Source organism: Streptomyces sp. NPDC090022, from assembly GCF_044748145.1.
Taxonomy (GTDB): Bacteria; Actinomycetota; Actinomycetes; order Streptomycetales; family Streptomycetaceae; genus Streptomyces.
In genome coordinates, this window is record NZ_JBIVFN010000004.1 from 394160 (window position 1) to 414096 (window position 19937).

Annotated in this window: 16 protein-coding genes; 8 read left to right on the top strand and 8 right to left on the bottom strand. The window is 73.8% G+C overall.

Features of this window, described 5'->3' with window-relative positions; genetic code table 11:
* The first annotated feature begins 126 nt into the window (after positions 1-126).
* A complete protein-coding gene (locus ACIPXB_RS12225) occupies positions 127-3273 on the top strand; it encodes an efflux RND transporter permease subunit (RefSeq protein ID WP_401447928.1) in 3147 nt (1048 codons plus the stop codon).
* Positions 3274-3848: 575 nt separating this feature from the next.
* Here the strand turns inward: ACIPXB_RS12225 and ACIPXB_RS12230 are convergent.
* Entirely contained in the window at positions 3849-4106 is a 258-nt protein-coding gene (locus ACIPXB_RS12230; protein WP_401447931.1) for a hypothetical protein, read from the bottom strand.
* On the bottom strand, positions 4103-4309 hold the full coding sequence (locus ACIPXB_RS12235) for a hypothetical protein (protein WP_401447933.1): 207 nt from the start codon (positions 4307-4309) through the stop codon (positions 4103-4105). Before ACIPXB_RS12235 ends, ACIPXB_RS12230 begins: the two co-directional genes overlap by 4 nt.
* 160 nt (positions 4310-4469) lie before the next feature.
* Here ACIPXB_RS12235 and ACIPXB_RS12240 point away from each other — a divergent pair, with 160 nt between their 5' ends.
* Positions 4470-5723 carry a multiprotein-bridging factor 1 family protein gene (locus tag ACIPXB_RS12240; RefSeq protein WP_401447935.1) on the top strand — a complete coding sequence of 418 codons (1254 nt, stop codon included), beginning with the start codon at positions 4470-4472 and terminating at the stop codon, positions 5721-5723.
* Positions 5708-6238, top strand: coding sequence for a GNAT family N-acetyltransferase (locus ACIPXB_RS12245; protein ID WP_401447938.1), 531 nt, complete (start codon positions 5708-5710; stop codon positions 6236-6238). The genes ACIPXB_RS12240 and ACIPXB_RS12245 overlap by 16 nt, the downstream gene beginning before the upstream one ends.
* 161 nt (positions 6239-6399) lie before the next feature.
* On the opposite strand, the gene ACIPXB_RS12250 is transcribed toward ACIPXB_RS12245, so the two are convergent.
* Positions 6400-6612: a hypothetical protein gene (locus tag ACIPXB_RS12250; protein WP_401447941.1), complete on the bottom strand. Its 213-nt coding sequence runs from the start codon at positions 6610-6612 to the stop codon at positions 6400-6402.
* Positions 6613-6728: 116 nt separating this feature from the next.
* Here ACIPXB_RS12250 and ACIPXB_RS12255 point away from each other — a divergent pair, with 116 nt between their 5' ends.
* From ACIPXB_RS12255 to ACIPXB_RS12275, 5 genes are all read left to right on the top strand, one after another.
* Positions 6729-7934, top strand: coding sequence for a bifunctional adenosylcobinamide kinase/adenosylcobinamide-phosphate guanylyltransferase (locus ACIPXB_RS12255; protein WP_401447943.1), 1206 nt, complete (start codon positions 6729-6731; stop codon positions 7932-7934).
* A 76-nt stretch (positions 7935-8010) separates the two neighbouring features.
* On the top strand, positions 8011-9072 hold the full coding sequence (cobT, locus tag ACIPXB_RS12260; RefSeq protein WP_401447945.1) for a nicotinate-nucleotide--dimethylbenzimidazole phosphoribosyltransferase: 1062 nt from the start codon (positions 8011-8013) through the stop codon (positions 9070-9072).
* 82 nt (positions 9073-9154) lie between these two features.
* The gene (locus ACIPXB_RS12265) at positions 9155-11071 is read left to right on the top strand and encodes a phosphatidylglycerol lysyltransferase domain-containing protein (RefSeq protein ID WP_401447947.1); all 1917 of its coding nucleotides are present in this window, start codon (positions 9155-9157) and stop codon (positions 11069-11071) included.
* On the top strand, positions 11068-11814 hold the full coding sequence (locus ACIPXB_RS12270) for a hypothetical protein (RefSeq protein ID WP_401447949.1): 747 nt from the start codon (positions 11068-11070) through the stop codon (positions 11812-11814). The genes ACIPXB_RS12265 and ACIPXB_RS12270 overlap by 4 nt, the downstream gene beginning before the upstream one ends.
* A 120-nt stretch (positions 11815-11934) precedes the next feature.
* Positions 11935-13101, top strand: a complete 1167-nt coding sequence (locus tag ACIPXB_RS12275) for a sensor histidine kinase (protein WP_401448296.1) — start codon at positions 11935-11937, stop codon at positions 13099-13101.
* Between the two features lie 9 nt (positions 13102-13110).
* On the opposite strand, the gene ACIPXB_RS12280 is transcribed toward ACIPXB_RS12275, so the two are convergent.
* The 5 genes from ACIPXB_RS12280 to ACIPXB_RS12300 all read right to left on the bottom strand — a co-directional run bounded on the left by ACIPXB_RS12280 (position 13111) and on the right by ACIPXB_RS12300 (position 19883).
* Positions 13111-13938 carry an endo alpha-1,4 polygalactosaminidase gene (locus ACIPXB_RS12280; protein ID WP_401447951.1) on the bottom strand — a complete coding sequence of 276 codons (828 nt, stop codon included), beginning with the start codon at positions 13936-13938 and terminating at the stop codon, positions 13111-13113.
* A complete protein-coding gene (locus ACIPXB_RS12285; RefSeq protein ID WP_401447954.1) occupies positions 13935-14597 on the bottom strand; it encodes a spherulation-specific family 4 protein in 663 nt (220 codons plus the stop codon). The genes ACIPXB_RS12280 and ACIPXB_RS12285 overlap by 4 nt, the downstream gene beginning before the upstream one ends.
* 10 nt (positions 14598-14607) lie before the next feature.
* A complete protein-coding gene (locus ACIPXB_RS12290) occupies positions 14608-16209 on the bottom strand; it encodes a hypothetical protein (protein WP_401447956.1) in 1602 nt (533 codons plus the stop codon).
* Positions 16206-17765 carry a GT4 family glycosyltransferase PelF gene (gene pelF / locus ACIPXB_RS12295; protein WP_401447959.1) on the bottom strand — a complete coding sequence of 520 codons (1560 nt, stop codon included), beginning with the start codon at positions 17763-17765 and terminating at the stop codon, positions 16206-16208. The genes ACIPXB_RS12290 and pelF overlap by 4 nt, the downstream gene beginning before the upstream one ends.
* A gap of 90 nt (positions 17766-17855) precedes the next feature.
* The gene (locus ACIPXB_RS12300; RefSeq protein ID WP_401447961.1) at positions 17856-19883 is read right to left on the bottom strand and encodes a hypothetical protein; all 2028 of its coding nucleotides are present in this window, start codon (positions 19881-19883) and stop codon (positions 17856-17858) included.
* Positions 19884-19937: the final 54 nt, after the last annotated feature.

Below are 19937 nucleotides of genomic sequence, written 5' to 3' on the forward strand. Positions count from 1 at the left end.
CGATGTGCGTACTGCGTTCGCGGTATGCGTGAGATAAGGACGCGACCTGAAGCCGAGGATTCGGTGCCGCCCGGTGGGATGGGATGGAAGGGACCAGCTTTCGGCCACAGCAGAGAGATCCCACCCATGTCCTGGCTGTCCCGCTTCAGCCTCGCCCAACGTGCGCTGATCGGACTCGTGTCGATCGTCGCGCTCCTCTTCGGCGTCATAGCCATCCCGCAGCTCAAGCAGCAGCTGCTGCCCTCCATCGAACTCCCGATGGTCTCCGTGCTCGCGCCGTACCAGGGCGCCTCGCCCGACGTGGTCGAGAAGCAGGTCGTCGAACCGATCGAAGGCGCCCTCAAGGGCGTCGACGGGATCACCGGCATCACCTCCACCGCGACCGAGGGCAACGCGCTGATCCGCGCCACCTTCGACTACGGCGACTCCGGCACCAAGCAGCTCGTCGCCGACGTCCAGCAGGCCGTCAACCGGGTCCGCGCCACGCTGCCCGCCGACGTCGACCCGCAGGTCGTGGCCGGCTCGACCGACGACATCCCCACCGTCGTCCTCGCCGTCACCTCCGACAAGGACCAGCAGGCCCTCGCCGACCAGCTGCAGCGCACCGTCGTCCCGGTCCTCGAGGACATCGACGGCGTCGGCCAGGTCACCGTCGACGGCGTGCAGGACCTCCAGGTCGCCGTCACCCCCGACACCGCCGAGCTCGCGGCCGCCGGCCTCGACGCCGGCAAGCTGGGCGAAGCCCTCAGGGCGGGCGGCGCGACCGTCCCGGCCGGCTCCTTCGACGAGGCCGGCAAGAACCGCACCGTCCGCGTCGGCGGCGGCTACACCTCCCTGGCCCAGGTCCAGGACCTGCGGCTGAGCGCCGGCCCCGGCAAGGGCGCCGTCCGGCTCGGCGACGTCGCCACCGTCACCCAGCAGCCCGCCAAGGCGGTCTCGCTGACCCGTACCAACGGCAAGCCCAGCCTCGCCGTCGTCATGACGATGGACAAGGACGGCAGCGCCGTCGCCATCTCCGACGCCGTCACCGCCAAGCTGCCCGAGCTGCGCGCCGACCTCGGCTCCGGCGCCGCCCTGACCGTCGTCAGCGACCAGGGCCCGGCCGTGGCCACCGCCATCTCCAGCCTCACCACCGAGGGCCTGCTCGGCCTGCTCTTCGCGGTGATCGTGATCCTGGTCTTCCTGGCCTCGCTGCGCTCGACGCTGGTCACCGCGGTCTCCATCCCGCTGTCCGTCGTCCTCGCGCTCATCGTGCTGTGGACCCGCGACCTGTCGCTGAACATGCTCACCCTCGGCGCGCTCACCATCGCCATCGGCCGCGTCGTCGACGACTCGATCGTGGTCCTGGAGAACATCAAGCGCCACCTCGGCTACGGCGAGGAGCGCGAGTCCGCGATCGTCGCCGCCGTCAAGGAGGTCGCCGGCGCGGTCACCTCCTCCACCCTGACCACCGTCGCCGTCTTCCTCCCCATCGGGCTGGTCGGCGGCATGGTCGGCGAGCTCTTCGGCTCCTTCTCGCTGACCGTCACCGCCGCCCTGCTGGCGTCCCTGCTGGTCTCGCTGACCGTCGTACCGGTGCTGGCGTACTGGTTCCTGCGCGCCCCCAAGGGCACCGCCGAGGACCCGGCCCGGGCCCGCCGCGAGGCCGAGGAGAAGGAGGCCCGCAGCCGGCTCCAGCGCCTGTACGTGCGGGTGCTGGGCTTCGCCACCCGGCGCCGCCTGACCAGTGTGGTCATCGCCGTCGTGGTGCTCCTGGGCACCTTCGGCATGACCCCGCTGCTGAAGACCAACTTCTTCGACCCGGGCGAGCAGAAGGTCCTCACCCTCAAGCAGGAGCTGGCCCCCGGCACCTCGCTGGCCGCCTCCGACGCGGCCGCCCAGAAGGTCGAGAAGGTCCTGGCCGCCACCGACGGCGTCAAGGACTACCAGGTCACCGTCGGTTCCTCCGGCTTCCTCGCGGCCTTCGGCGGCGGTACGGGCTCCAACCAGGCCACGTACCAGATCACCCTGAAGGACTCGGTCTCCGCCGAGGACACCGTCCGCCGCATCGAGAAGGGCCTCGCCGGCCTCGACGGCATCGGCGAGACCAACGTCGTGGCCGGCGAGTCCTTCGGCAACCAGGACCTCAGCGTGGTCGTCAAGGCCGCCGACGCGGCGGTGCTGGCGAAGGCCGCCGAGCAGGTCCGCGCCGAGGTGGCCGGCCTGAAGGACGTCACCAACGTCCAGAGCGACCTGTCCCAGTCGGTGCCCCGGATCTCCGTCACCGCCACCCCCAAGGCCGCCGAGGCGGGCCTGGACCAGACGATGCTGGGCGGCATCGTCGCCCAGGCCGTCCACGGGATCCCGGCCGGCAAGGCCGTCCTGGACAACACCGAGCGGGACATCGTCATCACCTCCGCGCAGCCCGCCAGGACGCTGGCCGAGCTCCAGGCGCTGCCCGTCGGCCCGCTCCGGCTCGGTGACGTCGCCGAGGTCGAGGAGGTGCCCGGTCCGGTCGGCATGACCCGTATCGACGGCGCCCGCGCCGCGACCATCACGGCCAAGCCGACCGGCGACAACACCGGCGCGGTCAGCTCCGCCCTGCAGACGAAGCTGAAGTCCCTGGACCTGCCCGACGGCGCCACCGCCTCGATCGGCGGGGTCTCCGAGGACCAGGACGAGGCGTTCGCACAGCTGGGGCTGGCCATGTTCGCGGCCATCGCCATCGTGTTCATGCTGCTGGTCGCGACCTTCAAGTCGCTGATCCAGCCGCTGATCCTGCTGGTGTCCATCCCGTTCGCGGCGACCGGCGCGCTCGGCCTGCTCATCGTCACCGGCACCCCGATGGGCGTCCCCGCGATGATCGGCATGCTGATGCTCATCGGCATCGTGGTCACCAACGCGATCGTCCTGATCGACCTCGTCAACCAGTACCGCGCCCAGGGCCTGGGCGTCGTCGAGGCGGTCGTCGAGGGCGGCCGGCACCGGCTGCGCCCCATCCTGATGACGGCCCTGGCGACGATCTTCGCCCTGCTGCCGATGGCGCTCGGCGTCACCGGCGAGGGCGGGTTCATCTCCCAGCCGCTCGCGGTGGTCGTGATCGGCGGCCTGATCAGCTCCACCCTGCTGACGCTGCTCCTGGTGCCGACCCTCTACACGATGGTCGAGCTGCGCAAGGAGCGCCGCCGTCAGAAGCGGGACGCGAAGCGGGCCGGCCGGCTGACGGTGGTCCCGGCCGCGACGTCGGCCGCGCCGTCGCGCTCGTCCGAGGACGACGACCCGGTCCGGGTCTGACGCAGCCGAGGGCCCTTCGGGGTCCGGCGTACGACGAAGGGGCGCCCTCCACGGGGTGCCCCTTCGGGCGTTCAGCGGGCGGAACTGGTCACGGGGGCGCTTGCCGTTTTTCGCGATCGTGGCCCATACGACCTTGATCACGTCTTCCTGGTACCCGCCCCATTCGCTGGCGAGCGCGTCCACGACCCGCAGCCCATAGCCGCCCTCGTCCACGCAGGCGGCACCCCGCACGCACGGCCGCCTTTCGCTGCGTGCGTCGGAGACCTCCACCAGGAAGACACCGGGCAGCTCCGTGATCGCGACCCGGAACCCCCGCCCGGGCACCCGGCCGTGGGTGGCGGCGTTGGCGGCCAGCTCGGCGACCACGTGCACGACGTCCTCGCGGACCGGATGCGTCCGCGTGTACCCGGCGCCGTCCAGCTCCGCGGCCGCCGGCCGGCGGGCCAGCTGGACTCCCCGCCCATGGGGAGGGAACAGTTTCTTCCACTCCCGCAGAGGAGCTCGAACAGCCGAAGGCGGCGTGTCGGGACGGCCGGGGCGGATGTTCGGCAGAGCGCCGCCGACGGGGCCGCCGGTCATCGCAGCGGTTCCCAGCAGCGCACCGGATCGTGCACGATGCCGAAGCCGGCCGAGCAGCGGGTGCAGTGGACGAAGGTGGAGCCGAAGCGCCGTTGCAGAGCCCCTGGCTGCCGGCACGCCGGGCACGGCACGGTGACGGTGCGGCAGATGCCGCCCGGGTGGGCCGGGGAAGCCCGCGCCTCCAGCCCGAGACCCGTCACCATCAGGTTCGCGGCCTCGGCCTCCATCTGTGCCAGGCTCCGCCACTCGCTCACGTGGCGGCCCGCACACAGGCGAGCGGGGCCTCGAACTCCCGGTGGTCGCGCCCGCGGATGTACGCCGTGAGGCCGCCCTTGCCCTCGGCCACGACGGCCCGCAGCTCGCCCTCCCGCAGCGACCGGGTGTCGACGACCCGCTGCCCGAGCAGCCGGTGCGGCACATGCCCGAACGTCGACGTGCCTGTCTCACGGACTTCCATCGCGGGTGTTCCTCTCCTCGGATGGTGACAGTCAACGCCCGGCGGCCGTGACGAGCCAGGAAAGGCCGACGGCCGTGGCACCGCCGGGGACAGGAAGACTTTGCGCGCGCTTGACGACCCTCCTGGACCGGAGAGTGAGGGCAGGGCTACGTTGGGTGGCATGACGGGGAACGCTGTCCTACGGGCGCGGATGGCTGATCTCGGGCTCACGCAGGAGGAGCTGGCGGCCCGGATGAACGTCGCGCTGCTGGAGATCACCGGTCGGCCCGGCGACGTCTCCGCTCGCACGGTGCGCAATCTGCTCAGCGGGGCCACCCTGCGACCGATCGGGCGTACGCGCGTCGCGCTTGAGCGGGTGTTCGGATGCCCGAGTACGGATCTGGGGTTCGCGCCAACCGCCGCCACCGCATCATCGGAGGATCCCGTGCTGCGCCGTTCCTTCTGCACCGCCACGGTCGGCGCGCTCGCCGCGTCCGTCCCCGGAGTCACGAGCGGCAGATCCGCCGGAATGTCGGACGTGTTCCGGCTGCGGGACGGTATGGCGGCGTTGACCGCTCTCGACCAGACGCGCGGAGGGCACATCGCGCTGGAGAGGGCCGCGCTCGGCGGAGCCGCCGAAGCGGTTCGGTTGCAACGCAACGCCGTCTCGCAGACCGTACGCCAGCGTCTGTTGTCCGTGGCCGCGCACTACACGTCGGCGGCGGCGTGGTCGTGTATCGACGCCCGCCGGCTGGACCGGGCCCGGGTGCACCTGAACGAGGCCCTGAGCATGGCCGGTATGGCCCAGGACCCAGCGGCACAGCTGCTCGTCTGGAATGCCACCGCGATGCTCGCGCACCAGCGGCGCGACTACGGCGAGGGCATCGCCGCCGCGCAGGCCGCCCAGACCACCACCGCGGCCCGGCGCGATCCCCTGTTCTCCTCCCTGACCCACGCCCGGACCGCCATCGGTCACGCCGGGCGCGGGGACCACCGCCCCGCACTGCGGTCCCTGGGCCACGCGGAAGCCGCACTCGCGAAAGCGGATCTCACCGCGCCGCGGCCCCCGTGGATCGGCTTCTACGGGCCCGCGGAACTCGCCGCGCTCACCGCGGCCGTCCACCGGCTGCTCGGCCGGTACGCGAACGCCGAGGCGGCCTCCCACCGAGCCCTGGCCACCCTGCCCACGGAGCTGCGGCGGAACCGCTCGATGGCCGTCATCGGTCTCGCGTTCGCTCAACTGCACCAGGGCGACGTCGATCTGGCGTGCGCGACGACCGGCGAAGCCTTCGAGCTGATGGCGGGCGACCGCCTGCCCGGCCGCCTGCGGACCAGGGTCGGAGACTTCCACCGGGCCTTGTTCATGCTCGCCCCCTCCGCCCGGCCGGCCAGGGAGTGGAGCGACCGCTACCGCACCGAATGGAGCACCGCGTGACCATCGCCCTGACGCGCCACCGCCATCACGACCTCGGTGACATCCGGCAGACCCTCCTGGACGTGCACGAGGACGCGTACGCGGACCGCCTCCACGAGGAGTTCGTCCAGCGCTTCCCGTGGTTCGTGGACCACTGGGGCGCCAGCCCCGACTTCGCGTGCGTCATCGCCTGGGAGGGCGACACACCGGTCGGGTTCTCCTACGGAGCCCCGGCCACCCCGGGGAGGGAGTGGTGGCGAGGGCACCTCGACACCCCGCCGGAGCCGGCGTCCACGTTCTCCGTCTCGGAACTGATGGTGCGCCCGAAGTGGCGGAAGAACGGGCTGGGGCCGCGCCTGCACGACGCACTGACCGGTGGCCGGCCGGAGGCCTGGGCGGTCCTCACCGTGGACACGAAACGGCCCCGCCTCCAGGCGATGTACGAGGGCTGGGGGTACCGGAAGATCGGGGAGAACCAGCCGTTCGCGGACTCACCGGTGTACGCGGTGATGATGAAGAGCCTCGGGGGCCCGTGACACGCCGAGCGACCGGCGTCCGGGTGCGGATCCTGTGGCCCGAGGGCGCGAGTCGCTGAGGTGGTGCGGGCCGACGGGGCCCCCTCTCCGGGCCGCGGGCCGGAGAGGGGGCGACGTGCGTTCACGTCACGGTGGGGGACCCGTCGGCGCCGGGCCCCGGGTTACGCGTCGACCGCGTCGCGCAGGCTCATCGTGTAGAGCTCCGTGCCGGCGTCGTCCGACAGCTTCACCCGCTCGGTGCCGCCTTCCAGCAGCTCCTTCCAGTACTCGCCGATCCAGGACTCCGCGTCCCCCTGCGTCGTGAACTCCTCCGGCTCCACCGCGGGCGCGGCCTCCGTACCGTCGGCCTTCTCGAACCGCCACGTCCACGCCATGTCCGCCTCCGTTGCCCGTCCGCTGCCCGTCCGCTCGCCGGCCGGGCTCCTGGTGAGTCTGCCCCGCAGACTAGCCGGGCGCGCATCACGCGCGGCGACGCGGGAGGATCTTCTACGTGGAACTGACTCTGCTGGGTACCGGCACACCCGAAGGACTGCCCCGCCCCGGCTGTCCCTGCGCCGCGTGCGCGGTCTCCGTGGGCACCCGGGCGCGCGCCGCGACCGCCGTACTCGTCGACGGGGCGCTGCTGCTCGACCTGACGCCCGGGGCGGTGCTGGCCGCCGCGCGGGCCGGGCACTCGCTGGCCGGCGTACGGCAGGTGCTGCTGACGCACCCGCACGACGGACCCGCCGTGGAGCTGCCGCCGGGGCTGCCGGCGGCCGGCCGCGTGCCGGACGGGCGGGAGCTCGCGGTGATCAGCGGGCACCGGGTGCGGGCGGTGCCGATGGACGCGCCGGGCACCGGGTACGAGGTCACCGGGCCGGACGGGGACCGGCTGCTGTACCTGCCGCCCGGCGGGGCCCCGGCCGGGGCGGACGCGGCGCCGGGCGCCCCGCCGTACGACATGGTGCTCGCCGACGTCCTGGGCCGGCCCGAGGCGCTGGCCCGGCTGCGGGCGGTCGGCGCGGTGGGCCCGGCCACCGATGTGATCGCCGTGCACCTCGACCACGACACCCCGCCGGGGGCGGAGCTGGACCGGCGCTGCGCGGCCGCCGGGGCCCGGGCGGTGCCGGACGGGACGACGGTGATCGTCGGCGAGTACCACGCTGTGCCGGACCTGCCGCGCCGCACGCTGGTGCTGGGCGGGGCGCGCTCGGGCAAGTCGTACGAGGCGGAACGCCGCCTGGAGACCTTCCCCGAGGTGCACTACGTGGCCACCGGCGGGACCCGTGACGGCGACGCGGAGTGGGCCCAGCGCGTGGGGATGCACCGCGAGCGGCGGCCGGCCGGCTGGCGGACGCTGGAGACCTGCGAGCTGGTACCGCTGCTGACCGAGGGCGGGCCGCCGCTGCTGATCGACTGTCTGGCGCTGTGGCTGACCGACGCGATGGACCGGGCCGGGGCCTGGGACGACGAGACGTGGGCGGGCCCAGGGCAGAAGGAGCTGCGGGAGCGCACCGCCGAGCTGGTGGCGGCCTTCCGGGCCACCCGGCGCACGGTGGTCGTCGTGAGCAACGAGGTCGGCTCGGGCGTCGTGCCCGCCACCGCCTCCGGACGGCGCTTCCGAGACGAGCTGGGGCGGCTGAACGCGGCGGTCGCCGGGGAGTGCGAACACGTCCTGCTGGTGGTCGCCGGAGGGGCCCTCGTTCTCAAGGAATAGGCCCGGGCGCGGCCCGCCGTTCAGCTCCGGGAGGAGAGGGCTTGGGCAGGGCCTGACCGCCTGTACCCTTCGGCAGATGACCACGCTGAATCTCGACGACTTCTCCGATCTGATCGAGCGCCCCGACGGGGGCGTACGGCGGGACGCCGAGGACCGCCGTGAGCGGCTGGCCGTGCCGCCGGGGGCGCTGGGGCGGCTCGACGAGCTCGCCGAATGGCTGGCCGCCGCGCAGGGGCGGGTTCCGGTCACGCCGGTCGAGCGTCCCAAGGTGGTGCTGTTCGCCGCCGACCACGGGGTGGCCTCCCTCGGGGTGTCCGCGGGACCCGCGGGCGGCGCGCACGAGCTGGTACGGGCGGTGCTCGACGGGCGCAGCCCGGTGTCGATCCTGGCCCGCCGCTTCGGCATCGGGATCCGGGTGGTGGACGCGGGCCTGGACTGCGACCCCGAGCTGCTGCCCAAGGACGTCGTCGAGCACCGCGTACGGCGCGGCAGCGGGCGTATCGACATCGAGGACGCGCTGACGCCGGAGGAGACCGAGGCGGCGCTGCGCCTGGGCATGCGGATCGCCGACGAGGAGGCGGACTCCGGGACCGATCTGGTGGTGCTCGGCGATCTGAGCGTGGGCGGGACCACGGTGGCCGCGACCCTGGTCGCGGCCCTGTGCGGGACGGACGCCTCGGTGGTGACCGGGCGGGGCGGCACGCCCATCGACGACCTGGCGTGGATGCGCAAGTGCGCGGCGATCCGGGACGCGCTGCGCCGGGCCCGCCCGGCGCTGGGCGACCAGGTGGCGCTGCTGGGCGCGGTCGGCGGCGCGGACGTGGCCGCGATCACCGGTTTCCTGCTCCAGTGCGCGGTGCGCCGGACCCCGGTGATCCTGGACGGGATCGTTTCGGCGGCCTGCGGGCTGGTGGCGCAGCGGGCGGCGTTCCGGGCCCCGGACTGGTGGGTGGCCGGGCAGGCCAGCGGGGAGCCGGGTCAGGCCAAGGCACTTGACCGAATGGCACTCAACCCCGTGCTCGATCACGGCGTCACAGTAGGTGAAGGAACCGGGGCATTGCTGGCGCTTCCCCTGGTCCGGGCGGCCGCCGCACTCGCGGCGGAGCTCCCGGAGCGGGCGGAGGAGCCTTCGGAGTGAGCCGCGGTCGACCGCCGGCCTGACCAGTCGGCGCGTCAACCGCCCCTCCTGTGGACCGCGATGACCCATATGATCGCTTTTCATGGGAGAGGTCCGTTTGGCCAGCGCAGAGACCGACCGCACGACCGCCCGGACACCCCGGGCGGACGCGGCCGGCGCCACCAGAGGCAACAGCAGTAGCAGCACGGGGGACAACGGCAAGGGGGACGGCGGCAAGGGAGACGGCGCCGCACGGGACGGCGCCAGACGGGACGGCGCCGGACGGGGCGTCCGGTCGCGGCGCGCGGCCGGGTTCGCGGTCTGGTACCTGCGGGCGGTCACGTTCGTCAACTTCCTCAGCGCGGTGTGGGTGTCGCTGGGGCAGGACCTGCGGGACCACAACACCGACGACTACTACACGCCGTACCTGCTGACGGCGGGCTTCGGCTCCGGCCTGTTCACCCTGCTGCTGGCGGTGACCATGGGCCGCCGCAAGCGGGCGGCCTGGATCTTGAACCTGGCGCTCAGCGGCATGATGCTGGCGCTGCTGGTGGCGGCGTTCTGCATCCCGGGCTACCCGGAGATCCGCGCGCACGCCCAGAACTGGGTCTCGCTCGGCCTGACCGCCCTCTTCGTCGGCGCGCTGCTGCTGGGCCGCCGCGAGTTCTACGCCAAGGGCGACCGCTCCAACCCCAAGCTCGCCACCGCCGTCGCGGCCGTCGGCCTGTTGGTGACCTCGCTGGTCGCCGCCCTGCTGGTGGGCGCCACCAACAGCGCCCCCGCGCCCGAGGAGGCCTCCTTCCTGGCGCGCTGGCGCTACGGCGTGATGCGCCTGGTCACCCTGGCCACCGAGGACACCGGCTACCACGGGATCGTCACCCCGCCGTGGGTGGACGTGTGCATCAACGTCATGTCGTTCCTGCTGCTGCTGGCCGTGCTGCTGGCCGCGTTCCGCTCGCGCCGCGCCGTGGACCCGCTGAGCGAGGAGGACGAGGAACGGCTGCGGGCGCTGCTGGCCCGCCAGGGCGCCCGCGACTCGCTCGGCTACTTCGCGCTGCGCCGCGAGAAGAGCGTCATCTGGTCCCCCACCGGCAAAGCCGCCGTCACGTACCGGGTGGTGGGCGGGGTCTCGCTGGCCTCCGGCGACCCGATCGGAGACCCCGAGGCCTGGCCCGGCGCGATCGAGCCGTGGCTGGCGGAGGCCCGCGAGCACGGCTGGGTGCCCGCCGTGATGGGGGCGAGCGAGGAGGCCGGGCAGATCTACGCCCGGCACGGCCTGGACGCCCTGGAGCTGGGCGACGAGGCGATCGTGGAGACCGCCGAGTTCACGCTGGAGGGCCGCGCCATGCGCACCGTCCGGCAGGCCTACAACCGGGTCGAGCGGGCCGGGTACGAGGTGCGGATCCGCCGGCACGCCGACATCCCGGCGGCCGAGATGGACGAGCTGCTGCGGCGCGCCGACGACTGGCGCGACGGGGCGACCGAGCGCGGCTTCTCGATGGCGCTGGGGCGGCTGGGCGACCCGGCCGACGGCCAGTGCGTGATGCTGGAGTGCACCGACGGCAACGGCGACCTGCGGGCCCTGCTGTCGTTCGTGCCGTGGGGCGCCAAGGGCCTGTCCCTGGACCTGATGCGCCGGGACCGGGACTCGGAGAACGGCCTGATGGAGTTCATGGTCATCGAACTCCTGGAGCGGTCGAAGGAGATCGGCGTCACCCAGGTGTCGCTGAACTTCGCCATGTTCCGGTCCGTCTTCGAGCGCGGCTCCCGGCTGGGCGCCGGCCCGGTGCTGCGGATGTGGCGTTCGCTGCTGAGCTTCTTCTCCCGGTGGTGGCAGATCGAGTCCCTCTACCGGGCCAACGCCAAATACCGGCCGATCTGGGAACCGCGGTTCATGCTCTTCGAGAAGAGCGCCGATCTGCTGCGGATCGGCATCGCGGCGGGCCGCGCGGAGGGCTTCCTCGAAGCGCCCGGACTCCCGAAGTGGGTGCACCGCAAGCATCTGGAGAGCAAGCGTTGACGTCCACGCCCACCGTGCGGCGGTTCGCCCGCCGCGAATGGGGGCCGCTGTACCGGACCGTCCGCGACGCGCTGGTCGCCAGGGCGTGGCGGGCGGTCCCGATGACGCTGGGCGCCGTCGCGCTGACCTCGGTCTTCCACCTCGTGCAGCACCAGCAGCCGTGGGGTTTCCGGCTGGTGCAGGACCTGGGTTCGGTCCAGGCCGTCGACCCGTTCTGGCTGGCCCTGCTGCGCACGCCGCTGTCGCTGTTCGTGCCCGCCCTGGACCTGCCGGTCTGGGGAGCGCTCGCCCAGGTCCTGCTGGTGTTCGGGATCGCCGAGATCTCCATCGGCTGGTGGCGCACCCTGCTGGTCGGGTACGTCGCCACGCTCGCCGGCACGACGTACGCGCGGGCCGGGCTCGCGCTCGGCCCGGACCATCCGCTCGGCCTGCCGGTGTCGGACCGGATCGTCAACGACACCGGGCCGTCGGCCGCGGTGGTCGGGCTCGCGATCTACGTCTGCTGGCGCTACCGGGCGTACCTGACCGGGTTCCTGGTGGTCGCGGTGATGATCGTCGAGGTGCTGGTCAAGAACAACCTCGCGGGCAAGGAACACCTCGCCGCGATCGTCGCGGTCATGGCGGTGTGCGCGGCGCGGGCCGCCTGGGGACCCCGGCGCTCCCCGCGGGCCGTGGCCGACACGGGCCGGCCCCCGCCACCGCCACCGCCCACGCCACCCGGGGAAGGCCTGCGCCAGGGCTGAGCGCGTGAGCCGAGCGCGTGAGCCGAGCACGGGGTCCGGCCCGTGTCGGGCGCGCGGGGCAGGCCGTACCGTATCCGGGTGACGACACACCTCGGGCGGCTCGCGCCCACCCGGAACTGGATGCGGGCGCATCCGCTGGGCACCGACGCCCTGCTCGCGGCCGGGGTGCTCGTCTGCATGATCGTCGGATCGTTCGCCGATCCGCACGGGCCGCACGGGCCGACCTTCGGGACCCGTACGCCGCACACGACGTCCCTGGTGCTGATGGTGCTCGGCGCGGCCGCGCTGGTCTTCCGGCGCCGCCGGCCGCTCGCCGTGCTGACCGCGGCCGTGGCGCTGTCCGTGCTGGAACTGGCCACCGGCGAGCCCCGGGCCCCGGTCGCCATGTGCACGGTGATCGCGCTGTACACGGTGGCCTCGCGCACCGACCGGCCCACGACCTGGCGGGTGGGCCTGCTCACCATGACCGTGCTGACCGGCGTGGCCATGCTGGCCGGGCCGCTGCCCTGGTACGCGCAGGAGAACCTGGGGATCTTCGCGTGGACCGGGATGGCGGCGGCGGCCGGGGACGCGGTGCGCAGCCGGCGGGCGTTCGTGGACGCCATCCGGGAGCGGGCCGAGCGGGCCGAGCGGACCCGGGAGGAGGAGGCCCGGCGCCGGGTCGCGGAGGAGCGGCTGCGGATCGCGCGCGATCTGCACGACGTGGTCGCCCACCACATCGCCCTGGTCAACGTGCAGGCCGGGGTGGCCTCGCACGTCATGGACAAGCGGCCGGACCAGGCCAAGGAAGCCCTGGCCCACGTACGGGAGGCCAGCCGGTCGGCGCTGAACGAACTGCGGGCGACGGTGGGTCTGCTGCGGCAGTCCGGCGACCCGGAGGCACCGACCGAGCCCGCGCCGGGGCTGGCCCGGCTCGACGAGCTGGTGGACACCTTCCGGCACGCCGGCCTGCCGGTGGACGTCGCGCTGAACGACTCCCAGGGCCCGCTGCCGGCCGCCGTCGACCTGGCGGCGTACCGGGTCATCCAGGAAGCGCTGACCAACGTCCGCAAGCACGCCGGGCCGGGCGCCCGGGCGGAGGTCAGCGTGATCCGCGTGGGCCCCTCGGTCGAGGTCACCGTCCTGGACGACGGCGGCACGAGCGCGGACTCCTCCCCCGCCCCCGACGGGGGCGGCGGCCACGGCCTGCTGGGCATGCGCGAACGGGCGGGCGCCCTGGGCGGCTCCTGCTTCGCCGGTCCCCGCTACGGCGGCGGCTACCGGGTGCACGTGATCCTCCCCGTGTAGGCCGTCTCCTCAGCACGGTCTGCGCCAGGCCCCCAGCTCGTACTTCTTCTCCAGCGAGCTGAGCCCGAGGCGGCGCGAGGCGGCGCAGAAGCGCTCCGTGCCCAGTTCGTACTCGACGTGGAAGACGGCCTTGCCCGCCGCGACGAACGGGGCGAGCTTGTCGCATTCGCCGTACTGGGCGCACTGTTCGTTGACCGCGAAGTCGAAGTCGCCCACCAGCTGCGGGATCTGGTCGAGGTCGTTCTTCAGGCCGACGGCCAGGCCGCGGTCGTGGGCGAGGCGGGCGATGAGGCGGTTGTAGCGCAGCTGGTCGTCGGCGTTCAGGGGGAAGCCGGTGGTGTTGCGGTAGCCGTCCATGTTGTCGGGTTCGACGGCGTCGAAGCCCTTGTCCCGGCACATGTCCAGGCGCGCGGCCATCAGCGGCTCCAGCAGGTCGGTGCGCCGGATGTCGAGCCAGCGTTCGCCCTTCCAGCCGTTGCTCCGGCCGAGCAGTTCCTGGGGGAAGGCGTCCGCGTCCGGGCGGAAGTCCTCCCAGGCGCCGGTGGACAGGTAGCAGATGACGTCGCGGCCGGCCGCCTTCAGCTTCGCGACCTGCGCCCGGGTGGTGGTGAAGCCGTCCACGTCGTACACCGGCACCTTGACGGACAGGTCGAGCTTGCCGGAGAGCTGCCACTGCCAGGCGGTCCCGGGTCTGGGCTGCCAGCGCTCCCCCGGGGCCCGCGGGGAGGGGGCGGGCCCGGTCGGGTCGTCCCCCTCGCCGGGCCCGGCCGTGCACGCGGCGAGCAGGAGCAGGAGCGAGGGCAGCAGCAGGAACGGGGCGGTGCGTGACCGTTTCATCGGGGGTCCTCCAGGGCGTACGGCAGGGTGCCCCACGGGTGCGCCCCGCCGCCGGGCACCGCGCAGTGCACGCCCGCCCGCCGCTCGGTGGCCAGCTCGGCGGCCGGGGCGCCGGGCGGGACGGCGTACACGAGGTGGCAGAACCGGTGGGCCGGGTACCCGGCGGTCCACGACGGGGCGGTGCCCGCCTCACGGTACGCGTCCCAGGGCCCCTCGAAGGTGACCAGCAGGTCGGCGACTTCGGCGTACCCGGGGTGCGGGTGCGTCCCGGGGTTGAGGACCAGCGTGCCCGCTCCGGCGGCCCGTGCGGCGACGGCCAGCCGCCGGTAGTGGGGCAGCAGTTCGGGGCCGGCGGCCGTCTGGTCGAGGAAGGCGCCGTCGGTGCCGTACCAGTCGCGGTGGGACAGCAGGTCCCGGACGACCGAGGCGTGCGGGCGCCGCCCGTAGTCGGTGTCGGCGTACCCGAGGACGGGCACGCCCGCGTCGCGCAGCCGCGCCGCGACGGCGGCGAACCGCTCGTCGCGCGCGGCCCCGGGTCCGCTGTCGGGGTTCAGGACGACCGAGTGCAGCCGCCCGGCGGAGCGGATCAGCCTCTCCCAGGCCTCGGGGCGGTCGGCGGGGTGCTCGTACAGGGGCACCAGCAGCATGGGTTCCTTCATGATCGGCGGGTCATCGGTGGGCGGTCGCCCGCCCGAGGAGGACGACGACGGTCCCGGCCAGCAGCGCGGCCGCCGAGCCCGCCACGGCGAGCTGGACCGTGCGGGGCCCGGCGACGTCGAGCAGCAGCGCCAGGCTCTGGGCGACGGCGGCCCCGGCGCACACGGCCGCCGCGATCCGTACGGCGCCGAAGGACTGCAGGAGCAGCCCGGTCCACATCACGGCGCCGAGCAGCAGCAGCGCGGCGACGCGGACGCCGGTCAGGGACGGGGCTCCGGGCCACAGCAGGGTGCCGACGATGCCCAGGCAGAGCACCACCAGCAGGTAGGCGGACAGGCAGCGCAGCAGGGTGAGCAGCATCCGGCCCCAGAAGGCGCGCGGTGACCGCGCGGCCCGCAGCCCGGCCAGGCTGCCGCTGCGGAAGCGGTGCAGCAGCCATTCGGCGGGCCCCATGCTCAAGGTGAGCGCCACCGCGGACGGGGCCGCCACCGCCTCGGCGGGCCCGCCCGCGAGGACTTCGCCGAGCGCCGCGTACAGCACCAGCAGCCCGGTGCCGAGTCCGAAGACGCCGAACGGCACCGAGTCGGCGAGCCGGGGACCGCACGGCGCGAACTCGTCCTCGGCGCCGCGCAGGGTCCGCCAGCGCACGGTGCCCTTCCTGGTGCCGCGGTCGTGGGGCCGGCGCAGTCGGCGCAGCCGGCGGGCCACGCCCCGCACGCCGGCGGCCAGGGGCAGTTCGCGTAAGCCCAGGGCGCACGCGGCGAGCAGGGACAGCGCGAGCAGCGTCTGGCGTACCGGGATCGGCAGGTCGACGCGCAGGGTGAGCAGGGCGCCGGCGGCCATGGGCGCCAGCGCGCACAGCAGCAGCCGCTCCCGGCCGAGCACCAGCAGGACGGTGGCGGCCCCGACGTACAGGGCCTGGCCCGCGGCGAAGGCGTAGGAGAAGGCGGGTCCGCCGGGTACGGCGAGCGCCGCGCCGATGCCCAGGAGGGCGCCGACGGGCGCGCCGACGAGCAGGGTCCGCCCGGCGGCGGCCCGGTCGCCCAGCCCCAGCCAGGAGTACGCCCGGTGGGACAGCGTCTGGTCCCAGACCCAGCCGATGAGCGCCCCGGCGAGCAGGGTGAGCGTGCCGGCGGGCAGCCCGAGCCGGTCGGGCGGCCCCTCCAGCAGGGGCGCGCCCAGCAGGTAGGCGAGCCCGGGGAGCGCGAAGATCACGCCGCGCAGCAGGCAGGCGGTGAGCGGGACCCGCCACGGGTCGGGGGTCTCGGCGGGTTCGGGGAAGGCGCGCGGCACCCGGGTGTAGAGGTCCTCGGCGAGCCCGAAGGAGTCGGGCCGGCCGTAGGTGAGCCGGATGTGCTCGTCCGTCATGCCGTCGGATTCCAGGACGGCGGCGATCTCGTCGGGGTGGACGGCGGCCGCGACCAGCGTGTCCAGGCGGCCGGCCAGTTCCTCCATGGGGTCGGCGGCCGCCGGGCCCTCGCGGCGGCGGCGCGGGACGGCGGGCAGGGTGCCGCCGCCCCCGTCGGGGCCGGGCGGGGCGCCGGGGAACCGGCGGGCCGGGAGGCCCGCCGGGCCGGGCGCGCCGGCCGGTTCCAGCCAGAGGGAGCCGCTCACCACGCGCTCCCGTCCGCCGCCAGTTCGCGGTACCAGGGATCGGCCGGCCAGTGCGCCCAGTCGGCGCCCGCGCGGAGGGGCAGCACGGCCCGGTCGGTGTGCTGCTGGTGGGCCAGGCCCCGGTAGATGTGGCGGAAGCCGTCCACGGACTGGTGCAGGGTGAACTTCTCCACCACCCGGCGGCGGGCGAGCCGGCCCAGTTCGGCGCGGCGCACGGGGTCGCGCAGCAGGGCGAGGGTGGCGCGGGCCATCGTCTCCGGTTCGCGCGGCGGCACCACCAGGCCGGTGTCGCCGACGGCCTCGCGGACCCCTCCGACGTCCGTGGAGACGGTGGTGCGGCCGCAGGACATGGCCTCGATGATGCTGAAGGGGAAGCCCTCGCTGATGCTGGAGAGCATCACGACGCTGCCCGCCGCGTACGCCCGGGCGACGTCGTCGATCCGGCCCTCGTACGCGACCCCGTCCGTGACGCCGAGGTCGGCGGCGAGCAGCTCCAGGCGCCGCCGGTACTCCTCGCAGCCGGCCGGGACCGGGCCGAACAGCCGCAGCCGCAGCGCGGGCAGTTCGGCGCGCATGAACGCGTAGGCGCGCAGGAGGGTTTCGAGGTCCTTGATGGGGTCGATCCGGCCGCACCAGCTCAGCGTGGGGACCTCCGGTTCGGGACCGGCCGCGGGGAAGGCGTGCGGGTCGACGCCGTTGTAGACGGTGCGGATCCGGTCGGCGGGGGCGCCCCCGCGCTCCTCCCAGCGGCGGTTGTACTGGTTGCACGGGGTGATCAGGTCGGCCTGCCGGTAGCCCTCGGAGTTGAGCTCCCGGTAGAAGCCGAGCAGCAGGGCCTTGACCGGCCAGCGGTGGGCGGCGGTGCGGTAACCGAGGTAGCGCTCGCGCAGGTAGATGCCGTGCTCGGTGAGCAGGAACGGCACCCCGTCGAGGGATTTGGCGGCCAGCGCGGGCAGGGTGGCCAGGCCGCTGCTGACGGCGTGGGCGACGGAGTCGGGCGGGATGCGCACGGCCAGCGGGCGCAGCGCGTGTTCGAGCAGGTCGGTGGCGGTCAGCGCGTCGTGGATGGTGGGCGCGGCGGCCGCGGTGACCAGACCCGGGCGGGTCCATACGGCCATCAGCTGGCGGAGCACCGATTCGGAGCGCAGGGTGGCGGCGAGCCGGCCGGCCCGGGCGAGCCGGGCGAGTTCGCGCAGGGCCTCGGAGAATCCGCCGTGCGCGGGGGCGTCCCCGGCGGTGGCCGGCGGGGCGAGGAGGGCGAGCAGCAACTGCTCGTAGGTCTCGGCGAAGCGGCGGTGGGCCCTGCCGCGCAGGGCGGCCCGGCGGGCCCGGCCGCGGCCCGGCGGCGGTCCCCACAGCGGGACCGCGGTGTGCCGGTAGACGTTGCGCGGCAGTTCCCAGGTGACCGGCTCCCGGCCGGAGCCGGTCAGGGCTATGACGTTGAAATCGACCTCGGGCATTCCCCGGACGAGCTGGTCGCACCAGGTGCTGACGCCTCCGTGGACGTGCGGATAGGTGCCTTCGGTGAGCATGGTGACATGACGCCCATGGCTCATGCGTGTGTGTCCCCCCAGGACGGATAAGGGCCGGCGCCCACCGGATCGGTGGCGCGCCGGACTCGAGGTACTGCGTTCCTACGGTCGCTGTCAGAGCAGCTTGAGGACGAGGGCGCTCTGGAGCAGCTCGGGCCCGGCCCAGGCGGAGCGGGCGCCGGCGTACGGGGAGCCGTACACCGCGGTGCCGAGCAGCATCTGCTTGCGGGTGCCCTCCGGCACGGTGACCGGGGCGAGCACTCCGGAGGGCGCCTTGACGGTGACGTCCTTGCCGATCCGGTAGGCGGTGACCTTGCCGTCGGCCAGTGCCTTGTTCCAGGCGGCACGGCGCTGGAGCTCGACGCCGGTGTCCTTCTGGCTCTGGTTCACGATCGGGGTGCCGGCGGTGTACAGGCCGCGGTAGGCGGCGAGGACCTCGTCGAGCACGGGGTAGAGGGTGCGGTCCTCGGCGAGGTTGGACTGGTGGACGTAGTGCGGGCGCGGGTCGTTGGCCAGTACGTGCCGCAGGGCGGTACGGGCCTCCTGCGGGACGATGTGCGTCAGGTAGCCGGTGCTGACGTCGAGTGGGGCCGGCAGGCAGGTGGAGGTCCCGGGGTTGTCCTCGCAGACGCCGCTGCCGCCGTGCGCCCGGCTGGTGTAGATCCAGTTGTACTCGTCGGCCATCTCGGCGTTGGTGCCCGTGTTGTAGTACACGTTCATCGGGTGCCGGGGGACGGTCAGGGCGGAGCCGACGGTGCGCTGCGCGGGTTCGCGGGAGTTGTCGCTCGCGATCCACTTGACGCCGTTGTCGGCGAGCGCGCCCGCGAGGTTGGGGTTGTCCTGGTTCTGCTGCGGCAGGGTCTTCAGGCCCGAGTGCTCGCCGGTGACCAGTTCGGTGCGGTCCAGGGCGATGCCGCGGGCGGCCGCCCAGGTGTGGTTGTCGCGGATCTGCGCGGCGATGTCGGCGCGGCTCATCCACTGGACGGCGCCCTGGGCGTTCTTGGTGCAGGACCAGGGCACGGTGGCGACGTTCTGCACGCAGCCCAGGAAGGGGTGGGTGTAGGTGTGGTTGATCCAGCGGTACTCGGCGCGGTCGGCGAGCAGCTGGGCGGTCATCGCGTCGGTGCCGCCGTTCTCGGCCTTCCACTCCTCTCCGGCGCCCCCGTTGAAGACCATGTCGAGCTTGAAGTTCTTCTGCTGCTGCCACTGGGCCGCGTACACGGCGTCGGCGGCCGTCATGCGGATGGTGCTCTCCTGGCCCTCGCCGCCCGCGCAGGCGTAGTCGCCGGGGGTGCAGTTGAGTTCCTTGTTCCAGCGGGCGTCGGGCGCGAACACGTCGTCGACGTGGACGGCGAAGTAGTTGCGGCTCTGGCCGAGGTGGACGCCCTGGGTGAGCCATTCGACGATGCCGCGGGCCAGCAGCCGGAACTGCCGCTGGTGCTGGTTGTAGCCGAAGGTGATGACGAGTTCGCGGCGGCCGTCGTGGGCGTACTCGCCGACCAGCGAGGCGCGGCCGCCGGTGACGGGCGCGTCGACGTAGCTGGTGTAGCCGGTGCGCGGCTTGCCCAGGAAGCCGTAGCTCTCCTGGATCAGGGGCGAGTTGTCCTCGAAGGCGACCTGTCCGGCGAGGTAGCCGAACGGGCCGCCGGTGCCGGCGGCGGTGACGGCCGCCTGCGCGCCGTCGAGCTGGCCGCTGTAGCCGCCGTTGTCGGTGTACTCCAGGCCCACGCCCGGGTGCGCCCAGGTGTAGGCGTCGACCTGGGGGATCCCGTACGCCGTCTCGTACGCGACCAGGGCGGCCATCTCGGCGCTGCCCGCGCCGAAAGGATTCTCGTTGGGCAGCACGACGCCCTGGTACTTGGCGCGCGGCCGGCCGTCGACGGTGTCGGCGAGGAACGCCGCGTCGATGACCGGGCGGCCGCTCTCCCCCAGCGCGACCCGGGTGTACGGGACTCCGGTGTCCTTCAGTTCCGCGGTGATGGCGTCGACCGAGCTGCCGCCGTCGTCGACGACGAGCACCCTGAGGTCGACGCGCGGTGTCGCGGCGGCCGCCGAGGCGGTCGCGCCGGGCAGCGCCACGGACATCAGTGCGGCCACCGCGCACGCGGCGGCGACCCTGTTCATCCTGTTCTTCCTGACCATGCCGGCCTTTCCCCCCGCAGGCATCCCTGGACACGGCCCCAGGCGGTACGGCCG

What these genes read in the sequence shown, in the direction of transcription:
- ACIPXB_RS12225 (WP_401447928.1), top strand. Translation starts at nt 127, where the DNA reads ATGTCCTGGCTGTCCCGCTTCAGCCTCGCCCAACGTGCGCTGATCGGA.
- ACIPXB_RS12235 (WP_401447933.1), bottom strand. Translation starts at nt 4,309, where the DNA reads ATGGAAGTCCGTGAGACAGGCACGTCGACGTTCGGGCATGTGCCGCAC.
- ACIPXB_RS12240 (WP_401447935.1), top strand. Translation starts at nt 4,470, where the DNA reads ATGACGGGGAACGCTGTCCTACGGGCGCGGATGGCTGATCTCGGGCTC.
- ACIPXB_RS12245 (WP_401447938.1), top strand. Translation starts at nt 5,708, where the DNA reads ATGGAGCACCGCGTGACCATCGCCCTGACGCGCCACCGCCATCACGAC.
- ACIPXB_RS12250 (WP_401447941.1), bottom strand. Translation starts at nt 6,612, where the DNA reads ATGGCGTGGACGTGGCGGTTCGAGAAGGCCGACGGTACGGAGGCCGCG.
- cobT (WP_401447945.1), top strand. Translation starts at nt 8,011, where the DNA reads ATGACCACGCTGAATCTCGACGACTTCTCCGATCTGATCGAGCGCCCC.
- ACIPXB_RS12265 (WP_401447947.1), top strand. Translation starts at nt 9,155, where the DNA reads ATGGGAGAGGTCCGTTTGGCCAGCGCAGAGACCGACCGCACGACCGCC.
- ACIPXB_RS12275 (WP_401448296.1), top strand. Translation starts at nt 11,935, where the DNA reads ATGCGGGCGCATCCGCTGGGCACCGACGCCCTGCTCGCGGCCGGGGTG.
- ACIPXB_RS12280 (WP_401447951.1), bottom strand. Translation starts at nt 13,938, where the DNA reads ATGAAACGGTCACGCACCGCCCCGTTCCTGCTGCTGCCCTCGCTCCTG.
- ACIPXB_RS12285 (WP_401447954.1), bottom strand. Translation starts at nt 14,597, where the DNA reads ATGAAGGAACCCATGCTGCTGGTGCCCCTGTACGAGCACCCCGCCGAC.
- pelF (WP_401447959.1), bottom strand. Translation starts at nt 17,765, where the DNA reads ATGAGCCATGGGCGTCATGTCACCATGCTCACCGAAGGCACCTATCCG.
- ACIPXB_RS12300 (WP_401447961.1), bottom strand. Translation starts at nt 19,883, where the DNA reads ATGGTCAGGAAGAACAGGATGAACAGGGTCGCCGCCGCGTGCGCGGTG.